At 36.8% G+C, this 17,419-nt stretch carries 16 protein-coding genes and 1 pseudogene; 16 read left to right on the forward strand and 1 reads right to left on the reverse strand.

The annotated features are described in order from the left end of the window. The first annotated feature begins 192 nt into the window (after positions 1–192). The 5 genes and pseudogenes from PseudUWO310_RS23990 (at position 193) to PseudUWO310_RS18290 (ending at position 5,230) form a co-directional block, all read left to right on the forward strand. Positions 193–386, forward strand: a pseudogene (locus tag PseudUWO310_RS23990) (DUF29 family protein). A gap of 113 nt (positions 387–499) precedes the next feature. Then, positions 500–1,573 (forward strand): FemAB family protein, encoded by a 1,074-nt coding sequence (locus tag PseudUWO310_RS18275; RefSeq protein WP_142603810.1) that lies wholly within the window; start codon positions 500–502, stop codon positions 1,571–1,573. Further along, a complete protein-coding gene (locus PseudUWO310_RS18280; protein WP_142603812.1) occupies positions 1,573–2,292 on the forward strand; it encodes a class I SAM-dependent methyltransferase in 720 nt (239 codons plus the stop codon). Before PseudUWO310_RS18275 ends, PseudUWO310_RS18280 begins: the two co-directional genes overlap by 1 nt. A gap of 41 nt (positions 2,293–2,333) precedes the next feature. Then, a complete protein-coding gene (locus tag PseudUWO310_RS18285) occupies positions 2,334–3,206 on the forward strand; it encodes an aldo/keto reductase (protein ID WP_223805742.1) in 873 nt (290 codons plus the stop codon). Further along, complete coding sequence (locus tag PseudUWO310_RS18290) at positions 3,203–5,230, forward strand: aminotransferase class III-fold pyridoxal phosphate-dependent enzyme (RefSeq protein WP_142603817.1); 2,028 nt, start codon at positions 3,203–3,205, stop codon at positions 5,228–5,230. Before PseudUWO310_RS18285 ends, PseudUWO310_RS18290 begins: the two co-directional genes overlap by 4 nt. A gap of 2 nt (positions 5,231–5,232) precedes the next feature. On the opposite strand, the gene PseudUWO310_RS18295 is transcribed toward PseudUWO310_RS18290, so the two are convergent. Continuing rightward, positions 5,233–5,694: a DUF29 domain-containing protein gene (locus PseudUWO310_RS18295; RefSeq protein ID WP_142603820.1), complete on the reverse strand. Its 462-nt coding sequence runs from the start codon at positions 5,692–5,694 to the stop codon at positions 5,233–5,235. 52 nt (positions 5,695–5,746) lie between these two features. Here PseudUWO310_RS18295 and pseG point away from each other — a divergent pair, with 52 nt between their 5' ends. The 11 genes from pseG to PseudUWO310_RS18350 all read left to right on the forward strand — a co-directional run bounded on the left by pseG (position 5,747) and on the right by PseudUWO310_RS18350 (position 17,419). Next, the gene (pseG, locus tag PseudUWO310_RS18300; RefSeq protein ID WP_142603822.1) at positions 5,747–6,796 is read left to right on the forward strand and encodes a UDP-2,4-diacetamido-2,4,6-trideoxy-beta-L-altropyranose hydrolase; all 1,050 of its coding nucleotides are present in this window, start codon (positions 5,747–5,749) and stop codon (positions 6,794–6,796) included. A 21-nt stretch (positions 6,797–6,817) separates the two neighbouring features. Then, positions 6,818–7,312, forward strand: coding sequence for a GNAT family N-acetyltransferase (locus PseudUWO310_RS18305; protein ID WP_142603825.1), 495 nt, complete (start codon positions 6,818–6,820; stop codon positions 7,310–7,312). Continuing rightward, entirely contained in the window at positions 7,305–7,991 is a 687-nt protein-coding gene (locus tag PseudUWO310_RS18310; protein WP_142603827.1) for a methionyl-tRNA formyltransferase, read from the forward strand. Before PseudUWO310_RS18305 ends, PseudUWO310_RS18310 begins: the two co-directional genes overlap by 8 nt. After that, complete coding sequence (locus PseudUWO310_RS18315) at positions 7,991–8,677, forward strand: PIG-L deacetylase family protein (RefSeq protein WP_142603829.1); 687 nt, start codon at positions 7,991–7,993, stop codon at positions 8,675–8,677. Before PseudUWO310_RS18310 ends, PseudUWO310_RS18315 begins: the two co-directional genes overlap by 1 nt. Beyond that, a complete protein-coding gene (gene pseI, locus PseudUWO310_RS18320) occupies positions 8,674–9,726 on the forward strand; it encodes a pseudaminic acid synthase (protein ID WP_142603831.1) in 1,053 nt (350 codons plus the stop codon). The genes PseudUWO310_RS18315 and pseI overlap by 4 nt, the downstream gene beginning before the upstream one ends. A gap of 3 nt (positions 9,727–9,729) precedes the next feature. After that, the gene (locus tag PseudUWO310_RS18325) at positions 9,730–11,523 is read left to right on the forward strand and encodes an ABC transporter ATP-binding protein (RefSeq protein WP_142603833.1); all 1,794 of its coding nucleotides are present in this window, start codon (positions 9,730–9,732) and stop codon (positions 11,521–11,523) included. Positions 11,524–11,546: 23 nt separating this feature from the next. Next, positions 11,547–13,364 (forward strand): capsule biosynthesis protein, encoded by a 1,818-nt coding sequence (locus PseudUWO310_RS18330; protein ID WP_142603835.1) that lies wholly within the window; start codon positions 11,547–11,549, stop codon positions 13,362–13,364. 2 nt (positions 13,365–13,366) lie between these two features. Further along, positions 13,367–14,419 (forward strand): phytanoyl-CoA dioxygenase family protein, encoded by a 1,053-nt coding sequence (locus tag PseudUWO310_RS18335; protein WP_142603837.1) that lies wholly within the window; start codon positions 13,367–13,369, stop codon positions 14,417–14,419. Between the two features lie 258 nt (positions 14,420–14,677). After that, on the forward strand, positions 14,678–15,400 hold the full coding sequence (locus PseudUWO310_RS18340; protein ID WP_142603839.1) for a class I SAM-dependent methyltransferase: 723 nt from the start codon (positions 14,678–14,680) through the stop codon (positions 15,398–15,400). Positions 15,401–15,490: 90 nt separating this feature from the next. Then, positions 15,491–16,423, forward strand: coding sequence for a glycosyltransferase family 2 protein (locus tag PseudUWO310_RS18345; protein WP_142603841.1), 933 nt, complete (start codon positions 15,491–15,493; stop codon positions 16,421–16,423). A 57-nt stretch (positions 16,424–16,480) separates the two neighbouring features. Next, positions 16,481–17,419: a class I SAM-dependent methyltransferase gene (locus PseudUWO310_RS18350; RefSeq protein WP_142603843.1), complete on the forward strand. Its 939-nt coding sequence runs from the start codon at positions 16,481–16,483 to the stop codon at positions 17,417–17,419.

The following is a 17,419-nucleotide window of genomic DNA, read 5'->3' on the forward strand; positions in this document are numbered from 1 at the left end:
CTTTTATACTTAGGCGCATCAATAAGGGACTTGCGATTTAATGAAGTACCAAATATAAAACCAGAATCGGTGGCGCGGCTCCGCCGCGCCACCGATTCTGGTAAATCTGGATTGGTATCTTATTTTCTCGCAAGTCCCTAATCAGATTTACTGCGTCATGAGAAGTTTGATCAATTAGATGTATCTCATCTTATCGAGGATCTAACATATTTGGGTAATCATCATTACGATGTAATTCTGGATTAAAGTCTCGTCTTGATGAGGCGATAATAGTAAGTTGGTCTGAAGCCAGAGATTTAGGGATCGCTGAAACCGATTTACCAGATGAGAACTCCCCTGAAGTTTGCCCCTTTAATTTAGAAGAGATCATTAATCTAGATTTGTAGCCAGCACCCTTAGGACAACTTTAACCTAGACTAACAAAAATATTGCAATATTAAAGTAGTGAAATTTATCCAAAAGACTTTCTGTACATCCAAATCTAGCTCAAGCTTGAACTATGCTAAAAACTGATCCCAGTAAGGAATTACTTGGCGAAATGATTTCTCAACATGGAGTCCAGTTTAAATTTAGAACTGAACAAATTTCGCTTTGGGATAAAGTTCTTTCCCAATCAACATATGCTCCAGTCAATTATACTAATGAAAGCATTGATTACCAATGGATTTATCAACAAGGTCATGGTGGATGCTGGTTAGATATTTCTCTAATCATTTATTGGAATAATGTTCCTAGTGCAATCTGGCCTTTGAGTCTGTCTTTAAAAGATGAGCAGTATATACTTAGTTCTCATGGACTACCCATTTTACCTCCACTGATCATAAAAGATTGCCCAAAGAAATCTCGCAAGACGCTAGTTAAAATATGCTTAGATATTGCTAATACAATTGCTCAATTTACTGAAATTGATTTTTGGCAAAGCTCTGAATCCTTTGGCAATAATATTTCTCTTAGCGAATGGCATGTTGAATCTATGCGGCTGGGTGCAGAAGCCATACTAAGACATGAACTATATCTAGATATTTCTCCACATATAAATGACATCAAAAGCGGGTTTCGTAAAAGTTATAAGTCATTAGTATCCGTAGGAACTCGTTTATGGTCTATTGAACTGTTAGAGAATAGTAATACAACTGTGTGGGATGAATTCCGAAATCTACATTTGCAAGTTTCTGGTCGCATAACACGTTCTATTGCAAGTTGGGATATACAACTAGAACATATTAGAAATGGCAATGCTTTTTTAGTTTATTTACGTAATAATATTGGCGAGATGGTAGGAGGGGGACTATTTAATCTCAGCCATGACGAGGGAGTTTATTCAGTTGGCGCTTATGATCGCAAACTATTTAATAATTACTCTTTGGGACATATTGTACAATACAAAGCTATTGAAGAGATGAAAACTCGCAACATTAAGTGGTATAAACTTGGTTCCCGTCGGTTTATCTCAGAATCTCCTAAACCAACCGAAAAGGAAATTTCAATCAGTGAATTTAAGCATGGCTTTGCATCACATCTTTTCCCCCACTTACTACTAAGACATCCTAGTCAATCTAAAAGAGATAATTAATGCTTTCATTTGATGATTTTAAGAAACTTGCTAACGATCCAAATCTATCTCCATTTGAAAAGGTAGGCTTTGCTGCACCGCATCGCCAAGAAAGTGAACAAAACATTTTCCCTGACATTCTTTCTAAAATATCACTTTTAAATCAACATGGAAAAACTGTCCTAGATATTGGATGTGGCTGTAGTCTACCAACATTCCAGCTAATTGATTACTGCAAAAAAATGGGCAGTAGATTAGTATTAGTAGATAGTGAAGAAATGCTTTCTAATCTTCCTGATGATTCATTGATAGAGAAGTCTAACCATGAATTTCCTCATAGTCAGTCATTTATCGATAAATGGAGTTTACAAGTTGATGTAATTATTTGCTACAGTGTGATACATCACATCTACTTACATCAGAATCTATTTACTTTTATTGATAAAGCTTTATCTCTTCTTCGAGATGGTGGACAGATGCTGATTGGGGACATTCCAAATTTCCCCAAAAAGAAAAGATTTTTATCATCTGAGGTAGGTAAAGCTTTTCATAAAAAATGGTCTGGCGAAGAATCTCCTCAGATTAATTGGCTGGAACCCCATGATCAGATAGATGATAGCTTACTCATACATCTTATGTTACGTTATCGTTCAATGGGTATGGAAACATATTTACTGCCTCAAAAAAATGGATTACCTCTAAATAATACTCGTGAGGATCTGTTGATTTGTAAATATTAAAGTACTAAGTATTCATCCAGTTTTTAAGTTACTAACACATGATGAGAAATCGCCTCGCTTTAGGTACCGTCCAGTTTGGGATTCCCTACGGAGTGGCTAATCAACAAGGAAAGGTAAGCCTTAATTCGGCTACAGAAATCTTAAAATATGCTCATATAGGAGGGATTAACACTCTAGATACTGCGATCGCCTATGGTGATAGTGAAAATTGTCTGGGACAAATTGGGGTAAAAGATTGGCAAGTCGTCTCTAAACTGCCTGAACTTCCAATCACAACTAATGATGTATTGAGTTGGGCTAGAGAATCTGTGCATAGATCGCTTCAACGACTACAGATTCCTCAGTTGTATGGTTTGTTGTTACATCGTCCTCAGCAATTATTAAGTCCACAAGGGCAGGAACTTCATAATGCTCTAAACCTGCTTAAACAAGAGGGCTTAGTCAATAAGATCGGTATATCGATTTATAGTCCTACTGAGTTAAAAGAATTATTTGATCGCTTCGCATTTGATTTAGTACAGGCTCCATTTAGTATTCTTGATCACAGTTTAGAGAAATCAGGATGGCTATCCCGTCTTAAAGTGGCAAGGGTTGAAGTTCACGTTCGGTCAATATTTTTACAAGGATTGCTATTGATGAATTCTTCCCATCGACCAGCTTATTTTAATCGTTGGCAACCTATTTGGAATGAATGGGAACAATGGCTGCATACAAACAATTTAACAGCTTTACAAGCTTGTCTACATTTTGTTCTCTCTAACCATGACATTGATCGCGTGGTGGTAGGTGTTGATAGCCTATCGCAACTTCAAGAAATTTTGGCAGCCACAACCATAGAAGCAGTAAAACCTCCTGATAAACTTTGCTGTGACGATCCAGATTTAATTAACCCTGCACGGTGGCAGTTGATATGACAACCTTAGCTATAGTCCAAGCTCGAATGGGTTCAACCCGATTTCCTAATAAGGTAATGCAACCAATTTTGGGTATGCCAATGATTGAGTTGTTACTTAAACGGTTAGCACTTGCCAAGCAAGTGGATCGCATTATTTTGGTCACATCCCAAGACACAAATAATCAATCCTTGGTAAATCATGTTCAAGGCTTAGGCTATGAAGTCTATCAAGGCAGTGAAGATGATGTCCTTGATAGATATTATCAAGCGGCTTGCATAGTCCAACCTGAAACCGTTGTCAGGATTACTGGAGATTGTCCACTGGTCGACCCCACAATTGTTGATCGCGCAATCACCACATTTCAGCAATCCCAGGTCGATTATCTATCTAATGTGAGTCCACCTAACTATCCTGATGGATTAGATGTCGAAGTTTTTACTTTTCAGGCTTTAGCTAAAGCTTGGGAATTAGCCGATCAAACCTATGAACGAGAGCATGTTACTCCTTATTTGAGAGAATCAGGTAAGTTTCGGTTACTGGGAATCAATCATACTGAAAATCACTCTGATAAGCGGTGGACAGTTGATGAACCAGAGGATTTTGAGGTAATCAAAAATATATTTGAGCATTTTGCACCCCGTCGTGATTTTAGTTGGTTAGAAGTATTAGAGTTACAGCAAAATCAACCAGAACTATTTACCGCAAATCAACATTTAATCCGTAATCAAGGAGCAAACATTGGTAAGGGACAGAAGCTCTGGAAGCGAGCCAAGCGCGTCATCCCAGGTGGAAATATGTTGTTGTCTAAGAGAACCGAGATGTTCTTGCCCGAACAATGGCCAGCTTATTTTAGTAAAGCTAAAGGATGCCATGTGTGGGATCTCGATGGGCGCGAATATATCGATATGTCGATCATGGGGATTGGGACAAATATTTTGGGATATGGTCATCCAGAGGTAGACGAAGCTGTACGAAAGATCATTGATGCTGGAAACATGTCTACGCTCAATTGCCCAGAAGAGGTGTATCTTGCCGAGCGGTTGGTAGAGTTACATCCTTGGGCAGATATGGTCAGATTTGCGCGTACTGGAGGAGAAGCCAATGCGATCGCGATTAGGATCGCCCGTGCGGCTTCAGGAAGATCAAAAGTCGCTGTATGTGGCTATCATGGCTGGCATGATTGGTATCTAGCGGCTAATCTGAGTAACGAAGGCAATTTAGCAGATCATTTATTGCCTGGACTAGAACCGAATGGAGTGCCTGAGTCTCTGAGAGATACGATTTATACATTTAACTACAATCGCTTCGATGAGTTAGAGGCTTTAGTCCAAGCTCATGACATTGGGGTAATCAAAATGGAAGTATGTCGCAGTGAGCTACCCAAGGACGGTTTTTTAGAGAAAGTCAGAAAACTGGCTAGCGATCGCCATATAGTCCTGATTTTTGATGAGTGTACTTCAGGATTCCGTCAGACTCTAGGGGGCTTGCATAAGCTCTATGGTGTGGAACCTGATATGGCAATGTTTGGCAAAGCTCTAGGTAATGGTTATGCCATCACCGCAACCATTGGCAGACGGGAGGTGATGGAAGCAGCCCAAAGTACATTTATTAGTAGCACTTTCTGGACAGAACGGATTGGTCCAACATCTGGACTCAAAACCCTAGAGGTGATGGAGCAAACTCGTTCTTGGGAGCAGATTACCAAAACAGGAAAAGCGATCGGGGAAAGATGGCTAAAGCTAGCAGCAAAACATAATCTCAATGTCCAGATTGCAGGAATTCCAGCATTGATTTGCTTTGGCTTTGCTAGTCCCAATCATTTAGCTTATAAAACCCTGATCACTCAAGAAATGTTAGCTCAGGGATATCTTGCAGCAACCAGCGTTTACGTTTGTACGGAACACACCCAAGAAATTGTTAGTGCCTATTTTGAAGCGCTTGACCCAATATTTAGCGTTATTGCTGAATGTGAAGAAGGTCGGGATATTGCGACACTCCTAAAAAGCCCCATCTGTCACAGCGGATTTAAACGATTAAATTAAAGTCAAGACCAATCTTGGCTCGTATCACAGACAAAGCTATCTGCAATAAGTTCTTCAAACTCGTAGGGACAATTTTCTGGAAAGGTTCGTAATGGTAAATCTGTTTCTCGCAAAGCCAAATCAACTCCCGCCTCAAAGCCATCTTCTACAGCTTCTACTATTCGAGCTTTCAAGCTAGGATTTCTAAGCAAGTGTCGATTAATGGCACGCCGCTGTTCTCTAATTGTCAGAAACCAACTGCGCGATCGCCTTTCTGGTTGATATAGCCATTTGAGGAGATGCCCCAACAAGACAGTAAGACAACTTACCAATTCTCGATATTCCTGTCTCCCCAAGGCTTGAATTTCCTCCTGTAAATTTTGCCAGTCCAATTCTGATAATTGATGCTGTGCAAGGGCTTGTACTTGCCACTGTGTCCAGCCATAAAAGTCTTGTTGATATAGCGAGATCTCGTTAATATTCATATTTATTGATGCTTAACGACAAAGACTAGAACTTTTTTATTACTATATTCGCATGATAATAAAAAAAATCATAATTCGGGCTGATGCTTCTATCCAAGTTGGGACAGGGCATGTGATGCGTTGCTTAGCATTAGCGCAGGCATGGCAGGATAAAGGAGGAGAGGTAATATTTATATTAGCCAATAAATCTACTGCCCTAGAAAATAGATTGCTATCAGAGGGAATAAAAGTTGTTTATTTATTAGCTGAAACTGGGAGCTATGAAGATGCAAATCAAACCGTAGATTTTGCTCAAAAATTTAATGCTCAATGGATAGTTGTAGATGGATATCACTTTAGGGCAAAATATCAAAAAGCTATCAAGGATTTTGGTATTAGACTATTAGTCTTTGATGATTATGGTCACGCAGAACATTACTATGCCGATCTAGTCTTAAACCAAAATATTGTAGTAAATAATAAAGATTTATATCGAAATAGAGAAACCTACACGCAGTTATTGTTAGGCACACAGTATGCTTTATTAAGGCGAGAATTTTGGCAATGGCAAAATTGGCAAAGAGAAATAAACCCGATCACACGTAAGCTATTGGTTACATTTGGAGGAAGTGATCCTGACAATGTGACACTTAAAGTAATTCAAGCTTTAGATTGGTTAAATAAAGATGATTTAGAAACCATTGTTGTAATTGGAGGCACTAATCCTCATCATGAGGTTTTACAGAAAGAGGTTTCCAATTCAAGCCTAGCAATCTCTTTGCAACGCAATGTTAGCAATATGCCTGAGTTGATGGCTTGGGCTGATCTGGCGATCGCAGCAGGTGGATCAACCAATTGGGAATTAGCATTTATGGGTTTGCCGAGTTTAGTGATCACTGTAGCAGATAATCAAAAGGCGATCGCTACTGAATTAGATACTCAAGGCATTGTTATTCATATAGGTTGGTATCAGCAAATAACGCTCGAAAAAATTGGAATGGTCGTGCAGGAGTTCATATATGATCAATCCAAGAGAGAAGAAATGAGCCAAAAAGGGAAAAAATTAGTCAATGGATATGGGGCGAGGCACGTCACATCAAAGATGGCTAATATGTTATCCTAGTTTCAAAAGAATATAAGACTGATGTGTCTACCAGAGGAATTTTTAAAATTAAGAAGAGTTAATGAGCAAGATTGTGAAACCCTATGGAATTGGGTAAATGATCCAGCAGTTAGATCGGCTTCTTTTTTCTCAGATCTAATTTCATGGGAAGAGCATGTAAAGTGGTTTACAAATAAGCTTGATTTAACAAACTGTTACTACTTCATTGCATTAAACAATCACGATAAACCAATAGGTCAAATCCGTTTTGATGTTAATAATCAGTTACAAGCAGAAGTAGATATTAGTATTAACATACAAGAAAGAGGCAAAGGCTATGCAAGTCATTTAATTAAATTAGCAGTCGAACATTTATTTGCTCATACACTTGTCAAATCTATTAACGCATTTATTAAATCTGACAATCAAGCATCCATAAAATCATTTCAAAAAGCTGGTTTTAGGTATATTGGCATAGAGGAAATTCGAGAAAAATATTTTGCATTACATTATATTGCCATAAAAAACAATGAATAATTATATAGTCGTTGGTAGCAAGCCTTGGAATCATCGAATTTACAATGAAATCATTAAAAATTATCAAGGCAAATGGCATTTTATACAGTTGCCAGAAATGCTAAATATTGATGAAATTAGCACAATAAATCCACGCTATGTTTTCTTTCTACACTGGTCTTGGAAAGTTCCTGACGAGTTAATTAATAAGTACGAATGTGTCTGTTTTCACATGACGGATGTGCCTTATGGAAGAGGAGGTAGTCCATTACAAAATTTAATTATCCAAGGTTATCAAAACACCAAACTAACTGCATTACGAATGACTCAAGAACTGGATGCTGGTGCAATTTATTATCAAGAAAATTTATGCTTGGCTGGTAATGCAGAAGAAATTTATATTCGCGCCACTTATCTTTCTGCTCAAATGATTAAATATATTATTCAAAATGAACCATGTCCAGTCGAGCAAAAGGGCGAAGTGACACTTTTTAAACGCCGTAAACCTGCTGAAAGTGAAATTCCTGAAATGCAATCTCTTCAGAGTTTATATGATTTTATTAGGATGTTAGATGCTAAAGGATATCCTCATGCATACATTCAGCATCAAGGCTTCCAATATAGTTTTAGAAGATCAGCTTTATATGATGGTCATATTGTCGCAGATGTAGTTATTACTCCTTTACAGAAAATACAATAATGAATATTTTAGTTGTTGCAGCTCATCCTGATGATGAAGTGCTTGGATGTGGCGGCGCGATCGCAAAACATATTCAACAAGGTGATAAAGTTCATATTTTGATATTAGCGGAGGGTGTGACCAGTCGAAAATCAGAACGAAATAGGGATGATTCTCAAGCTGAGTTATCTGCTCTAGAAATTGTAGCAAATAAAGCTAGCCATGTATTGGGAGTAAGCTCTTTATCCATGCATGATTTTCCTGATAATCGAATGGATAGTTGTGAGCTTTTAGATATCGTCAAATTTATTGAAAAATCAATTGAGCAATATCAGCCACAGATTGTTTATACCCATCACAGTGGAGATGTAAATATTGATCATCGTTGTATTCACCAAGCAGTTGTAACAGCTTGTCGTCCAATCCCAAACCATCCAGTTCATACATTGCTGTTTTTTGAAATTCCTTCTAGTACAGAATGGCAAACGACATCATCTGCGCTACCTTTCACACCTAACTGGTTTGTCGACATTTCAGAAACGCTTGTTCTCAAACTTGAAGCTCTAGAAGCTTATGAATCGGAAATGCGTTCTTATCCTCATCCGCGATCGCTAGAAGCTGTAGAATATTTGGCACGTTGGCGAGGTGCTACCATTGGGGTAAAGGCAGCAGAAGCATTTATATTAGGTAGGCATTCAATAAGATGAAAGCTATTAAAATTCAGGGGCAAAAAATTGGAACAGATTATGCTCCTTTCATAATTGCGGAGATGTCAGGCAATCACAATCAATCTCTAGAAAGAGCCTTAGCAATTGTGGAAGCCGCAGCCAGAACTGGCGCTCATGGACTCAAAATCCAAACCTACACTGCGGACACAATGACTTTAGATATCAATGAAGGTGAGTTTTTTATTAACGATCCTCAAAGTCTTTGGCAAGGCAATTCTCTCTATAAACTCTATCAACAAGCCTACACACCTTGGGAATGGCATAAACCGATATTTGATCGCTGCAAAGAATTAGGAATAGTTGGCTTTAGTACCCCATTTGATGAGACTGCTGTTGACTTTTTGGAATCTTTAGATGTGCCATGCTATAAAATTGCCTCCTTTGAGAATATTGATTTGCCGCTAATACGGAAGGTTGCCAGTACTGGCAAGCCGATGATCATATCAACAGGCATGGCAAACATCGCCGAACTAGATGAAACTGTCAGAACAGTCCGAGACGCAGGATGTGAAGATCTAGTGCTGCTTAAATGTACAAGTAACTATCCTGCGAAACCAGCGCATACTAACATTTTGACAATCCCCCATTTACGTAACTTATTTGACACTCAGGTGGGATTATCTGATCACACTATGGGGATTGGTGTGGCTGTTGCTAGCGTAGCACTGGGCGCAACGGTAATCGAAAAGCACTTTACGTTAAGTCGCGCTGATGGCGGCGTGGACTCGTCTTTCTCCATAGAACCAGAAGAAATGCGCCAATTAGTTATTGAAACTGAGAGAGCATGGTTATCTTTGGGTAAGATTAGTTATGGGGTAACTGAATCTGAGACCAAATCATTAATGTATCGGCGATCGCTATACATTATTCAAGATATAAAAAAAGGCGATATGTTAACATCCAAAAATCTCAAAGCTATCCGCCCAGGTTTAGGATTAACACCGAAATACTATGATGTTTTATTGGGGAAAATAGTAAATCAAGATATTAAAAAAGGAACTCCTGTGAGTTGGGAAATATTAGCTTAGAACATGAATAAATTATTTAGAAAAACTCTTTATCTATTTAGTGATCGCGAAAAAATACAGATTGGGATAATATTTCTAATGATGCTTATCGGTGCAGGATTAGAGACAATAAGTGTTGGGCTAATTCCACCATTTGTCGCTTTATTAGGCAATCCTGAAATTATCGAACAGAAGCAAGTCTTAAGTTGGCTTTATCACCAATTAGGAGCAAGCTCTCATCAAATATTTCTGTTATGGGTAAGTATAGCGCTTCTATGTATGTATTTATTTAAAAATGCTTACCTTGCGATTCTGACCTACTGGCAATATTACTTTCTATACAAAAAGCAAATTGCTCTATCTAGTCGCCTCCTAAAATCATATTTAAATAGTCCTTATACATTCCATCTTCAAAGAAATTCAGCCGATTTAGTTCGCAATGTTACTGCTGAAATTCCATTGATTTTTTCAGGTGTAATTGTGCCAATGCTGATTTTAATTACTGAGATGATGGTAATGAGTTGTATTGTGCTTTTACTAGCAATCGCTGAACCTATATCATCGGCGATCGCTGCTGTGTTTCTGGGGATATCGATATTTGGGCTAAATAGAATGATTCACAAGCAGATGGGTGGTCAAGGATTGATTCGCCAAAAGCAAAGTGGGCAGATGGTGCAATGGGTTAATCAAAGTCTTGGAGGTATCAAGGAAACTAAGGTGTTAGGTCGAGAAAAATTTTTTCTGGATGCATTTACAAGAAGTACAAAAGCCTTTGGTAAAGCCAATTTCTTTTTGGGGCTTGCCACTCAATTACCTAATCTATTTATCGATACAGTATTAATTGCGGCTGTGCTATTAATTGTGATGTTTAGTCTCATCCAAGGTAGAGCGATTCAGTCTATTTTGCCAATGCTGTCTTTATTTGCGATCGCGGCTTTACGTTTGATGCCATCCGCTAAGCGCATTATCTCTACAATTACGACTATTCGTTATTCTAAAGATGCGGTCGATTTGATTTATCGTGATCTCATACCTTTAGACCCTAAATCAACTTCTAGATCATTAGCCAAATCATCTCAACCACCACCACACCTATTTCAAAAGTCAATCGAAGTGAAAGATATCTATTATCAATACCCCAATGCTTCCAAGCCATCACTGTTCGGTATTTCTCTATCGATTACTAAAGGACAAGTGATCGCCTTTGTCGGAGCATCAGGATCGGGTAAAACAACACTTATTGATGTTCTTTTAGGGTTACTAATACCTAGCCAAGGCGAAATCCTAGTTGATGGTAAAAATATTCTGACTAATCTTGAAAGTTGGCAACAACAAATTGGGTATATTCCTCAAAGTATCTATCTTTCCGACGACACAATTCGTAATAATATCGCCTTTGGTTTACTCACCGATGAAATTAAAGAAGAACAAGTATGGGATGCTCTCAAAGCGGCTCAGTTAGAAGAATTAGTGATTAGTTTACCTGATCAGCTAGATACTCTAGTTGGTGAGCGTGGAATTCGCTTATCGGGTGGTCAACGTCAGCGGATTGGCATCGCAAGGGCGCTATATCATAATCCAGAAGTGATTATCATGGACGAGGCTACCGCTGCTTTAGACAATACAACCGAGCGAGAGTTTATGCAGGCTTTAGAAGCCATGAGCGGACATAAAACGATGATTATGATTGCTCATCGCCTGACTACTGTCAAAAACTGCGATCAACTCTATTTGATTAAAGATGGTACCGTGGCGGATATGGGAACTTACGACTTTCTCATATCACAAAACAAAGAATTCCAAGTAATGTCTCAATAGCACATCAAGAAGGCTTACCAAAAATGCAAAATAGTCTGAAAATCATTTTTTTTGCTCCTCATACAGCCATTTGGGTTCATGCTTTTCCTGAAGCTCTTATAGCCGAAGCATTACAACAGGAAGGACATGAAGTCATTTACATAACTTGCGGTGAAGTGTTTAATAACTATTGTATTTGTATGAGTGCATTTGGACTATCACAAGAATCTTCTACTATAGACAAAAAAAATATCTGCATAACTTGTAATACTAACAAAAAGGTAATCCGCCAAAACTTTCACCTTGAAGGGTATGACTTAATAGATAAATTAACTTTAGATGATGTTAGTTTAATTGAATCCACTATTAGCAAAGTTACCAAAGAAAATTTTTTAGATCTATCAATAGAAAATATAGAGATAGGAAGATTTGCTCTTTATGAAGTCTTATTGAAATATAAAAAATCCAACTTAGTATTTTCTGATGATGAATGGTCAAGTTACCTTACAGCTTTAAAAAATACATTATCTTCTTTTATTGCCTGTCGCCACATTTTAGAACAAGAAAAACCAGATCGAATAATTACTTATAATTCACTTTACTCAGTCAACCGCGTTTTTCTGGAGCTAGCAAAACGTCAAAATATCTCAACTTATTTTTTACATGCTGGAGCAAATCTATCAGATAGACTCGAAACAGTTTTGATTGGCAAAAATTCTACTTTTGCTTTTTACCAAGAACTTCTAAATTATTGGGATATATACCAGAATCAGGCTTGTTCCCAGAAACTCATCAAAAAAGTAACAGATCATGTTTTGAGCTTATTAGATGGTCAGCATTTCTTAGTGTATTCGTCACCTAGAAAAGGTAAACCTATAGATATAAGATTCCATTTTGGGATTCAAGAAAATCAAAAGATTCTTGTCGCAACTATGAGCAGCTATGATGAAATATTTGCAGCTGAGACGGTTGGAGTCATATCTAATGAATATGATTTAATATTTCCCAAGCAAATCGATTGGATTAAGTCATTAGTTGATTTTGCTGAAAGTCGTCCTGATTTATTTTTGATTGTTAGAGTACATCCTCGGGAGTTTCCTAACCGTAGAGATTCAGTTAAGTCAGCACATGCCTTAGCTATACAAGAGTTATTACAAAATTTGCCTAAAAATGTCAGAGCCAATTATCCAAGCGACAACATATCACTCTATGACTTGGCTGAACACACAAATTTATTTCTTAATGCCTGGTCTAGTGCTGGTGAAGAAGTGAGCTTCTTAGGAATTCCAGTCGTTATTTATTCACGCGAACTGGTATCTTATCCACCTGACTTACATTATGTTGCTACTAGTAAAAATGACTTTTTCTCTAAAATTGATGAAGCTTTAGCTGATGGATGGAATTTTGAAAGAATGCGGCAGGGATATCGTTGGCATGTCTTAAAACTAGAACGATGTGCATTTAATATCTCTGAAAGTTTTACCTCTGAAGAATCAAGCATTCAAAGTAGAAATAAACACATATCACCATTAAGTATAGTTAAAAAGTTTTATACTAAGGCTAGAGCTAAGTTATCATCAGATTATAAGCTAAAACACAATTATAATCAGCGAACTAATGAGTGTCAAAATCGAGCTAGCTGTTTAAAATCTAGAAATCAAATAAACTATTTGATCACTGAAGGCAAAAAGACAATGCTTGATTTACCTCAAACAGATCACGAAGTTGTTTCCTCTGAGCAAGAAGCTCTATACATAAAAGAAGAGGTTATACGTTTGATTAAGTTTCTTTACAGGCATTATCCTTCTTTAGTGCAAGCAAACACATTAAGAGAAAAATTACTGAAACTAATCAATGAATAGTTATGTTGTTAAAGAAAAAGCTCAAATCATGGCTCAAATCACTTAAAGTTTTAATTAATATCACATCGCTTATTAAAGGGGCATTTGTTTATCAAAGAACTGGTATAACTCCTGAGAAAGCATATCTCAGCATGATAAGTCTCTACTGTTTAACCAATGGATACTCTAATGCTTTTCTATCATGGCTTTTGAAATTACAACGACATCCCTATATATTTCCTCACGCAAACGGTGTGTTAGGCAATCTAGATAGTGTGGAAATAAGTAGGGTTATTCAAGAAATTAGGAAAGATGGATATTATGTTTTTGATCGGCTTTTGTCTGTAGGTGTATGCGATAAGCTTATTTCTCTTGCGTTTACTCAAGAATGTAATCTGAGAGGAGCTTTAGACACAGATATAAAGATGGCAATTTACGATCGCACTAATCCCATTGCCGTTACATACTGGTTACAAGAAGAGGATTTAATCGCCAATCCAGATATTCAAGCGTTAATGGCAGATTTGTCTATTTTAGCGATCGCCCAAGCTTATCTCGAAACTCAACCAATTTTAGATATTGTCACTATGTGGTGGAGTACTGCTTTGTCAAAGACAGCTTGTACTGACTCCGCTCAACTTTATCACTTTGATATGGATAGAATTAAATGGCTGAAGTTTTTTATTTATTTGACTGATGTAACAAGCGATAATGGTCCCCACTGTTATATTGCAGGTTCTCATCAAATTGGTGGTAAACCTAAAGAGCTTTTAAAGCTTGGCTATGCAAGAATACCTGATGAAGACATTGTCAAGTTTTATACCAAAGAGAAATTTATTGAAGTTACTGCTCCCAAGGGCACTATAATCGCGGGCGATACTTTATGCTTTCATAAGGGAAAACCACTAAAACATGGCGATCGACTTGTACTAGAACTAGAATTTACTAATAGTTTATTTGGAGGAAGTTACCAAAAAGTTGAGTTACAAAATATCAACAATAGTAATTTATCAGAATTAATCAAGGATTATAGTCGATCATTTCAGAAATTTATTCTAAACTACAAAGATAAATAACTTAAAGCTCATTCCCTGCCCACTATATGGAGATCATAGCGACTTTAAATCTTTAAATATTAACTATAAAGATGAATATATTTCTAATTATGGGAGTCTATATGCAAGCAAACAAAAAAGTGAACGCAAAATCTGTTCTTAATGTGGATTTATTCATCAGAACCCGTTGCATTTTATCCTTGAATTGGAGGTTGCTCACTTCGCCTAAATTAGCGATCGCTAATATCAAAGAAAAATTATTCAACAAAAGTTAGACCAATGATAGATAAGATTAAACGCAGGATCGGTATTTACTGGCAAAATATCTTTCATTTAGATATTAAACTCCTTAAACAAGGTAAAGGGCTTCAAGAGGGACGCTATTTTTATCAAAAACAATACATAGACTTTCAAATTAAGGAAGAAGATAAAGTCTTAGATATTGGCAGTGGAGGTTATCCTTTTCCCTCAGCTACACATCTTGCAGACTTCTATGAAGGCGAAACAACGCATAGAAGAGAGAAGCTTAAGCGCGATAATCGACCATTTACTGTATGTAATTTAGAGTTAACTCCTTTTGCAGATAAAGAATTTGATTTTGTATATTGTTCTCATGTGTTAGAGCATGTAGAAGATCCTGCTCAAGCGTGTGAAGAGTTAATGAGAATTGGTAAGCGTGGCTATATAGAGACACCTTCAAAAATATCAGATACGATGTTTAACTTTACAAAAATCCCTAATCATCATAAATGGCATACCCAAGCACTAGGAAATACTTTGATTTTTATGGAATGGAAATCTAACGAAAGAAGAGATTTGGGGACTGACTATTTCTTCCATCAGTATCATTCTAAATGGCAGAATCCGTTTCAGGATCTAGTGTGGAATAATCGCGATCTTTTTGTGAATATGATGCCGTGGGATGACAAATTCAATTATATTGTAATTAGTGAGGATGGGAAAATAATTGGCTCTAATCTAGCAGTTATCATTAGAGAATAGTAAAATTATTCTAGTGCAAAAATCATCATTAATTAACACTTGATTTTAATATGTCTCTCCCCCTTTCTTAAATAAGCTTAATCTTTAGTTATGGACTCTCAATTATTAATTCCAGTAGTTTTTATAATATTTAATCGACCAGACACTACAAAAATTGTATTTGAGGCAATTCGTCAAGCAAAACCTCAAACTTTACTTGTTATAGCTGATGGTCCACGTCCAGATCACTTTAGTGATGTAGAAAAATGTGAGGCTACTCGTTCAATTATTGAAGGTGTGGATTGGGAATGTAATGTTTTAAAAAATTACTCGGATATTAATTTAGGCTGCAAGGTGCGAGTTTCTAGTGGATTAGATTGGGTATTTAATAATATTGAATTAGCAATTATTCTTGAAGATGATTGTTTGCCAGACCCAACTTTCTTTCGTTTCTGCTCAGAACTCTTAAATCAATATGCAGATGATGAGCGAATTATGGTGATTTCGGGTAACAACTTTCAGTTCGGGAGAAGACGTACAGAAAACAGTTACTATTTTTCTGCATTTACTCACTGTTGGGGTTGGGCTACTTGGCGTAGAGCATGGCAACACTACGATATTGAAATGAAGCTATGGCCAACGGTGAGAGATAATGGTTGGCTAAAAGACATTTTACACTTTAAATATGCCATAAGTTATTGGGAATATATCTTTCAGTCTGTTTTTGATGATTTGATTAATAGTTGGGCTTACAGGTGGCTTTTTTCATGCTGGATGCAGAGCGGATTGACTATTCTTCCTAATATAAATCTTGTATCTAATATTGGCTTTAATACTGAAGCTACTCATACAAAAAGTGTAGATCGCCTTGCTAATATACCGACAGAAACAATAATTTTTCCGCTTATGCATCCACAGTTTGTAATCCGCGATGCTCAATCCGATGATTTTACGCAAAAGAGTATTTTTCGGTTCGGTGTATTATCACATTTAAAGAAAGAACTAAAAGAAATTATAGTTAGATTTTATAACAATAATTTGTAATAGGTAAAAAACTTTAATTTAATTTGCCATCTATAAGGATGACTATATATTAACATTATGGATGTTTTATCCCCATTAACTAAGTCTTCTAATGTATCTCTTGTAGAAATTATTAAAACTGTCGATTTGGTAAAGATCTATAAACAGTTTCAGTTTGATATTACGGAAGAGTTGCAAGGAATTCAGGAAATTGGCTTGTATCATTGTGATGAATCAGATTTATATTTTTTCTATCCATCTATATGTGGTTCAGAAAAATTTTATGACCATATGCAATCTTTTGATTGGTACTACTTGGATGACAAGAATGAATATGAATATGCATCTAAGTTTATTAGGGAGTCAGACTCAGTACTTGAAATTGGTTGTGGTAAAGGTGCTTTTGCAAGTAAGATGTCAGCTAAAAAATATATAGGGCTTGAATTTAGTCGAAAGGCGAGCAAAACTGCAACTGCATTAGGTATAACAGTTCTCAATCAATCTATTCAAGTTCATGAATCTAATCATAGTGAAGAATACGATGTGGTATGTTCTTTTCAGGTGTTAGAGCATGTGTCTAATATTGACTCATTTATTAAATCAAGTCTTCGTTGTCTCAAGCCCAATGGCTTGCTAATTTTCTCAGTTCCTAGTTTTGATTCTTTTTCGAGATATACGACAAATTTTTCACTGGATATGCCCCCTCATCATGTAACACGTTGGACTGATAAAGCATTGAGTAGCCTTGTAAAATATTTTGATATAGAACTTCTTGAAATTCTACATGAACCTCTTCAATTAGCTCATAGGCAAATGTATATCCAAGCTATTTTAAGGAGATCTCTGACGGATTCTTTTAAACAAAAAGTTAAAAACATTGACTTTACCTGGAATAACTCAATAGTTTCCTTTATTGGGAAAGGACTGAACAAAATACTTGCACAAGGGCTTAGCGATCCTATATTTTCACCAAGGGGTATCTCAGTTTTAGCTGTTTATCGAAAAGTTAACACATAA

Source organism: Pseudanabaena sp. UWO310 (assembly GCF_006861605.1).
In the GTDB taxonomy this organism is placed as follows: domain Bacteria; phylum Cyanobacteriota; class Cyanobacteriia; order Pseudanabaenales; family Pseudanabaenaceae; genus Pseudanabaena.